Raw genomic sequence first — 7,199 nt, 5'->3', positions numbered from 1 at the left:
CGCCAGCGGTGTCTCCAGCCCGGCCTTGCGGCCATCGACGAAGATGTTGATGTGGCGCCGGATGGCCGGGCGGGTGTCGCGAATGCGGTCGCCCATTCCCGGCCAGCGCTCATTCAGCCCGTCGATCGCCTCCGCCACCGTGGCGGCCCGCAACTCGACCCGCGGCGGCGCGCCGGGGAACAGGATGGTCAGCACCGTCGGCAACCGCACCCGCACGGCCGGCGCCTCTTCCGGCTTTGTCCGCGCCTCGGCCATGGCTCAGCGGTCAACCACCAGGGTCTCGACCGACAGGATCGACGGCAGGTGCTGGGCGACGCAGTCCCAGCTCTCGCCCTCGTCCGGGCTGGCGAACAGCGCGCCGCCCGAGGTTCCGAAATACACCCCGGCGGGATCCAGCCGATCGGTCGCCATGGCCTGGCGCAGCACGCCGAAATAGGCGTTCTCCTGCGGCAGCCCGCGGCGCAAATCCTGCCATGTCGCCCCGCCGTCGCGGGTGCGCCAGACCGCGGCCCTGGCGTCCGGCACGTAGCGGCCCTTGATGTCGCCGTTCAGCGGCAGCAGGAACAGCGTGTCGGCGTCGCGCGGATGGGCCGCGGCCGGGAAGCCGAAGCTGGAGGGCAGCCCGGCTTCGATGCTGTCCCAGCGCCGGCCGCCATCATCGCTGCGGTACATGCCGCAATGGTTCTGCTGGTACAGCCGGTCCGTCCCGCCCGGCGCCATCACCAGGCAATGGACGCATTGCCCGAACTCCGGATAGCGCTGGTCCTCGGGCATGAAATCGGCACGGGTGCCGCGGTTCCGCGTCTCCCAGGTCTCGCCGCCATCGGCGGTGTGGAACACCCCGGCGGCGGAGATGCCGACCCAGATCTTGCCCGGGTCGTCCGGATGCAGCACCAGCGAATGCAGGATCAGCCCGGCGCCGCCCGGGCTCCATTCCGGCCGCGTCGGGTGGCGCTGCAGCCCCTCGACATGGCTCCAGGACCGCCCCTGGTCATCGCTGGTGAACAGACCGGCCGGCTGCACCCCGGCATAGACCCGCCCGTCGCGCACGCCGAGGCTCCAGACCGCCTTGATCGGCTCCTGCCCCTCGGCATAGGCGAGGCCTTCGCTGGAATGGGTCCAGGTCTCGCCGAGATCGGTGGACTTCCAGACCGCAGGGCCGAACCATTCGTTGCCGCCGGCGCCGTAGATGGCGCCCGAGGCCGGGTCGGCGACAACATGGTTGATCGGCCAGGTCTCGCAGAACGGGCCGCGCAACTGCCAGGACCGGCGCGCCGGGTCGCTCTCGGCGATGAACGCGCCTTTCTTGGTCCCGATCAGGACCAGGATGCGGTGTGCCATGCGTTGTCTCCCTCGCCCCCGCTGGACCGGTTGTTATGGTTTGGTCCAGCGGATCCCATATTTAACTTTTCAGTTAAGTTATGGCAGAAGACGGACGCCTGTCAAACCTGTGCGCGGCCGGTCACTTGAAGACGACGGTCTTGGGCCCGTTCAACAGAACGCGGTGCTCGCAGTGGTATTTCAGGGCGCGGGCCAGCACCACGCTCTCGACGTCGCGGCCGGTGGCGACCCAGTCGTCGGCCGTGGCGGTGTGGTCGACCCGAGTGACGTCCTGGTCGATGATCGGCCCCTCGTCCAGGTCGTCGGTGACGTAGTGCGAGGTGGCGCCGATCAGCTTGACGCCGCGGGCATGGGCCTGGTGGTAGGGCTTGGCGCCCTTGAAGCTGGGCAGGAAGGAGTGGTGGATGTTGATCACCCGCCCTTCCATCTTCCGGCACAGGTCGGTGGACAGCACCTGCATGTAGCGGGCCAGGACGACGAGGTCGATCTTCTCCTCATCCACCAGCTCCAGCAGGCGCCGCTCCTGCTGCGCCTTGTTGTCCCGGGTCACCGGCAGGTGGTGGAACGGGATGCCGGCGGCCGCCACGCGCTGGTAGCTGTCGCGATGGTTCGAAACCACGGCCGGGATCTCGATCGGCAGCGCCCCGATCTGCACCCGGTACAGGAGGTCGACCAGGCAGTGGTCGAACTTCGAGACCATGATCAGCGCGCGGATCTTGCGGTCAGCGTCGTGCAGCTCCCAATCCATGCCGTAATCGTGGCCGATCGGGCCGAAGCCCTCGCGCAGGGCATCGAGGTCGGCCGAGCCCTCGACCGCCTCCACCACCACCCGCATGAAGAAGCGGCCGGTGTCGCGGTCGAAGAACTGCGCGCTTTCGAGGATGTTGAGGCCGGAGCGGAACACGAAATCCGAGATCCGGGCGACGATGCCCGGGACGTCGGTGCAGGAGAGCTTGAGGATCAGCCGTTTCGCCATGATGCCGCGTCGTCTCGCTGAGGGGCCGGGGACCGGCCGTGAGCCAATGACCGACACCTAGCACGGCTGCGGCCCCCGGCTGCGGCTTGATTGCGACGGCGGAATGCCTGGAGCCGACGCGGCGGGCTCCGCCCCTATTCCCGATAGGGCACCAGGTCGGGCGTGGTGCCGTCCTTGAAGTCGACATGGACGTGGTTGCCGTCCGGGTCGTGGAAGTTGACCTGGACCAGCCCGCTGCGCGGCGGCCGGCCGAGCTCGGTCTCGACGCCCATGCCCTTCAGATGGGCCAGGAAGTCGTCCAGCTTGCCGCTGCTCTGGAAGGCGAAATGCGACAGCTGCACCTGATCCGGATGCGGCTGCTGCTTCACCCCGACCAGATGCACCACCGCCTGGTCGCCGAGATAGAGCCAGGCGCCGGGGAACGGGAAATCCGGCCGCGGCCCGGCCTCCAGCCCCAGCGCGTCGCGGTAGAAGCGGATCAGCCGCTTCAGATCGGCGGTCCAGATGTTGACATGGTCCAGTCGCGTCAGGCTGGTCATGGGCATTCTCCCGGCTGGTCGTTGCCGCAGCATAGACCCGGGTTGTCGGACGAAAGAAGCCGAACCTTGTGCCCGCGCCCCCTTGCGCCGAGGGCCGCCGCGGGGCGACAACCGGAGGCAAGAACCGGCGCGGCGATGCCGGCGGCCACCGGGGAAGGATGCGCCATGAAGGCCTATGTCATCGGAACCTGCGACACCAAGGGCCGGGAGCTGGCCTATGTGAAAGGTCTGATCGAGGCGCGCGGCGTCCCGGTTCTGCTGGTCGATGTCGGCACCGGCGCAAACGGCCCCGAAGCCGGAGTCGCGGTCGACGTCACTGCCCGCGAGGTCGCGCTGCACCATCCCGGCGGCATCGACGCCGTGTTCGGCGACGATCGCGGCCGCGCGGTCGGGGCGATGGCCGAGGCGCTGCGCCATTTCCTGGCCAGCCGGGCGGATGTCGGCGGCGTCATCGGCCTGGGCGGGTCCGGCGGCACGGCGCTGGTCACCCCGGCGATGCGCGACCTGCCGGTCGGGGTGCCGAAGATCATGGTCTCGACCGTCGCCTCCGGCAATGTCGCGCCCTATGTCGGGCCGGCGGACATCATGATGACGTACTCGGTCACCGACGTGTCCGGGATCAATCGAATCTCCCGCGCCGTGCTGGGCAACGCCTCCGAGGCGCTGGCCGGGATGGTGGCGCATCCGCCGCCGCGCAGCGAGGCCGACAAGCCGGCGCTGGGCCTGACCATGTTCGGCGTCACCACGCCCTGCGTCGAGCAGGTCAGCCGCGCTTTCCAGGACGAGTACGACTGCCTGGTGTTCCACGCCACCGGCACCGGCGGCATGTCGATGGAGAAGCTGGTCGACTCAGGGCTGATCGGCGGCGTCATCGACATCACCACCACCGAGGTCTGCGACCTGCTGTTCGGCGGCGTCCTGGCCTGCGGCGAGGACCGCTTCAACAGCATCATCCGCACCCGCGTGCCCTATGTCGCCTCCTGCGGCGCGCTCGACATGATCAATTTCGGGGCGAAGGAGACGGTCCCGGAGAAGTTCCTGAGCCGCAACCTCTACGTCCACAACCCGCAGGTGACGCTGATGCGGACGACGGTGGAGGAGAATATCGAGATGGGCCGCTGGATCGGCGCCAAGCTGAACCGGATGGACGGGCCGGTCCGCTTCCTGATCCCGGAGGGCGGGGTGTCGCTGATCGACGCGCCGGGCCAGCCGTTCCACGACCCCGCCGCCGACGCGGCGCTGTTCCAGGCGCTGGAAGCGACGGTGCAGCAGACCCCGAACCGCCGGCTGATCCGCCTGCCCCACGCGATCAACGACCCGGAGTTCGCGGCCGCGCTGGTGCGCGAGTTCCGCGCCATCGCCCATCATTGAGGATGCCCCCATGACCCGCTTCGCCCGCGCCGACCTCCTGGCCAAATTCCGCCGCATGGTCGAACGACGCGAGCCGATCGTCGGCGGCGGCGCCGGCACCGGCCTCTCCGCCAAATGCGAGGAGGCCGGCGGCATCGACCTGATCGTGATCTACAATTCCGGCCGCTACCGCATGGCCGGGCGCGGTTCCCTCGCCGGCCTGCTGGCCTATGGCAACGCCAATGAGATCGTGGTCGAGATGGCGCGCGAGGTTCTGCCGGTGGTGAAGCGCACCCCGGTGCTGGCCGGGGTCAACGGCACCGACCCGTTCATGCTCACCGACCATTTCCTCGGCCAGCTCAAGGCCATGGGCTTCGCCGGGGTGCAGAACTTCCCCACCGTCGGGCTGATCGACGGCACCTTCCGCCAGAACCTGGAGGAGACCGGCATGGGCTACGGCCTCGAGGTCGAGATGATCGCCCGCGCCCATGCCCTGGATCTGCTGACCACACCTTATGTGTTCTCGGCCGAAGAAGCCGTGGCGATGGCCCAGGCCGGTGCCGACATCATCGTGCCGCATATGGGCCTGACCACCGGCGGCGCGATCGGCGCCGAGACCGCCAAGACCTTGGACGACTGCGTGGCCCTGATCGACGAGTGGGCGGCGGCGGCGCTGGCGGTGCGGCCGGACATCATCGTGCTGTGCCATGGCGGGCCGATTTCGATGCCGGAGGACGCGGCCTATGTGCTGCAGCGCTGCAAGCATTGCCACGGCTTCTACGGCGCCAGCTCGATGGAGCGGCTGCCGACCGAGCAGGCCCTGACCGTCCAGACCCGCGCCTTCAAGCAGGTCTCGTTCTAAGGGCGAAGTTCTTTTCGCCGGGTTTCCCGTAAGCTCGCCTCAAAACACCGCCCCAGGAGGAGACGCCGTCATGATCCGAGTGACCACCAGCAGCGTGATCAACGCCCCGGTCGAGACGCTGTGGCAGGCGATCCGCGACTTCAACGCCCTGCCCGACTGGCATCCGGCCATCGCCAGCAGCAGGGTCGAGGACGGCGGCTCGTCCGACCGCATCGGCTGCGTCCGCAGCATGGAGCTGGCCGGCAATGGCGGCACCATCCGCGAGAAGCTGCTGACCCTGTCGGATACCGAGCACAGCGTCACCTACGCCATCCTAGCCGCGCCGATGCCGGTCGAGAACTACATCGCCACGCTGCGCCTGGTCCCGATCACCGACGGCAACCGCAGCTTCGCCGAATGGACCGCCGAATTCGACGTCACCGCCGAGAACGAGGCGGCGATGCGCAAGCTGATCGGCCAGGGCGTGTTCCAGACCGGCTTTGATTCCCTGAAGAAGCGCTTTGGCGGCTGAGTCCTGCCCCGGCGGCCCCGGTGTCTTTACGCCGGGCCGCGCCGGGTGCAGGGTGCCCGCCGATGACAGCGTCGGACAGGGCCATGACCGAGATCGATGACGCCGCGCAGGTGCGCGCGGTGAAGCAGGAGCTGCGCGGCGCGATCGGCGACGTCGCCGGCATGTGGCGGCAGCTGGAGGATGCGGTGCGGCGCGAGGCCGACGCCATCCGCGAGATCGACGCCCGGGGCCGGTCGCCGGTGCCGGTGGTCCGCTTCAGCGACATCGTCGGCAACACGGTCCCGGCGGAGACGGTGGCGGAGATCCGCCGCCGCGGTACGGCCCTGATCCGCGGCACGATCGACCGCGACCAGATCACCCGCTGGAACGACGCGGTCGCCGCCTATATCGACGACAACGGCTATGCCAGCCAGAAGGACGACGGCAACCTGCAGACATATTTCGGCGGGTTGAGCGCCAAGACGCCGCAAATCTTCGCCATCTACTGGTCGCGGCCGCAGGTCGAGGCGCGGCAGCACCCGAACATGGCCGCGGCCCGGCGCTTCATGAACCGGCTCTGGCGCTTCTGCGACACCGGCGACGAGACGACGGCCGGCCGGTTCTTCTTCGACCCCGACCGCGAGGTCACCTATGCCGACCGTGTGCGCCGCCGCGAGCCGGGCGACACCACGCTGGGCCTGTCGCCGCACATGGATGGCGGGTCGATCGAGCGCTGGCTCGACCCCGGCTACCGCCGCGTCTACCGCAACGTCTTCAACGGCGATTGGGAACGGCACGACCCGTTCGACGGCGAGTTCCGGGTCGAGGCGCGGGAGTTCCCGGCGCCGAACACCAGCACCTTCTTCCGCTCCTACCAGGGCTGGCTGGCCCTGACCGGCCAAGGCAAGACCGACGGCACGCTGCAGGTGGTGCCGATGATCCGGCATTCCATCGCTTACCTGCTGCTGCGGCCGCTGCTGGACGACGTGCCGGAGGAGCTGATCTGCGGCGCCGCCCGCGGCAAGGCGCAGGCAATCCTGCCGCAATGGCACCAGCCGCTGATCGACGCCCAGGTGTCGATCCCCACCGCCGAGCCGGGCGACACGGTGTGGTGGCACCCCGACTGCATCCACGCGGTCGGCGACGAGCATCGCGGCACCGACTATTCCAACGTCATGTTCATCGGCGCCGGCCCGCTCTGCGCCAAGAACGCGGAATACGCCGCCCGGCAGCGCGGCCGCTTCCTGGCCGGCGAGACCCCGCCCGACTTCTCGCCCGAGCATCGCGAGACGGCCTATCGCGGCCGCGGCGGCGAGGCCGACCTGACCGATCTGGGCCGCCGCCAGCTGGGGCTGGAGGCCTGGCCGACCGAGGGCGTCTCCCCCGCCCGCGCGACGCTGATCCAAGAGGCCGCCGCGGCCGCGGGGTGGCGAACAGGGATCGGTCCTTAATTCGCGGTAAGGCGAAGGGCCGATCGACGGGGATGTCCGTTATCGCCGTGACACTCCAGGCCCCCTCGGCCCTGGATCCACGAGACGGACCTCCGATGCCGCACACTGCACTGCCCCTGCTCCGGATCGCGGCCGCTGCCGCCGCGGTCGCCACCCTGGCCGGCTGCGTCGCCTACCCCGCCTATCCCGT

Annotated in this window: 8 protein-coding genes; 4 read left to right on the top strand and 4 right to left on the bottom strand. The window is 69.3% G+C overall.

The window, feature by feature from the left end; translation table 11 throughout:
* From P409_RS21515 to P409_RS21500, 4 genes are all read right to left on the bottom strand, one after another.
* Positions 1–216: ubiquitin family protein (locus P409_RS21515; protein WP_202964754.1), on the bottom strand; the 216-nt coding region annotated here is incomplete at its 3' end.
* Between the two features lie 42 nt (positions 217–258).
* Entirely contained in the window at positions 259–1,341 is a 1,083-nt protein-coding gene (locus tag P409_RS21510) for a WD40/YVTN/BNR-like repeat-containing protein (protein ID WP_034843501.1), read from the bottom strand.
* 121 nt (positions 1,342–1,462) lie between these two features.
* Positions 1,463–2,317, bottom strand: coding sequence for a formyltetrahydrofolate deformylase (gene purU, locus P409_RS21505; RefSeq protein WP_034843498.1), 855 nt, complete (start codon positions 2,315–2,317; stop codon positions 1,463–1,465).
* Positions 2,318–2,451: 134 nt separating this feature from the next.
* Positions 2,452–2,856, bottom strand: a complete 405-nt coding sequence (locus tag P409_RS21500) for a VOC family protein (protein ID WP_202964753.1) — start codon at positions 2,854–2,856, stop codon at positions 2,452–2,454.
* Positions 2,857–3,021: 165 nt separating this feature from the next.
* On the opposite strand from P409_RS21500, the gene P409_RS21495 reads away from it, so the two are divergent.
* The 4 genes from P409_RS21495 (at position 3,022) to P409_RS21480 (ending at position 7,009) form a co-directional block, all read left to right on the top strand.
* Positions 3,022–4,227 carry a Tm-1-like ATP-binding domain-containing protein gene (locus P409_RS21495; RefSeq protein WP_034843494.1) on the top strand — a complete coding sequence of 402 codons (1,206 nt, stop codon included), beginning with the start codon at positions 3,022–3,024 and terminating at the stop codon, positions 4,225–4,227.
* A 10-nt stretch (positions 4,228–4,237) separates the two neighbouring features.
* A complete protein-coding gene (locus P409_RS21490) occupies positions 4,238–5,068 on the top strand; it encodes a phosphoenolpyruvate hydrolase family protein (RefSeq protein WP_034843492.1) in 831 nt (276 codons plus the stop codon).
* Between the two features lie 70 nt (positions 5,069–5,138).
* The gene (locus P409_RS21485) at positions 5,139–5,579 is read left to right on the top strand and encodes an SRPBCC family protein (protein WP_034843490.1); all 441 of its coding nucleotides are present in this window, start codon (positions 5,139–5,141) and stop codon (positions 5,577–5,579) included.
* A gap of 83 nt (positions 5,580–5,662) precedes the next feature.
* Positions 5,663–7,009 (top strand): YbiU family protein, encoded by a 1,347-nt coding sequence (locus tag P409_RS21480; RefSeq protein ID WP_081991683.1) that lies wholly within the window; start codon positions 5,663–5,665, stop codon positions 7,007–7,009.
* Positions 7,010–7,199 lie beyond the last annotated feature (190 nt).

The sequence above is a fragment of the Inquilinus limosus MP06 genome, from assembly GCF_000767795.1.
Taxonomy (GTDB): Bacteria; Pseudomonadota; Alphaproteobacteria; order DSM-16000; family Inquilinaceae; genus Inquilinus; species Inquilinus limosus_E.
Note: the sequence above shows the minus strand (reverse complement) of the source record. Positions and strands in the feature narration are given on the sequence as shown.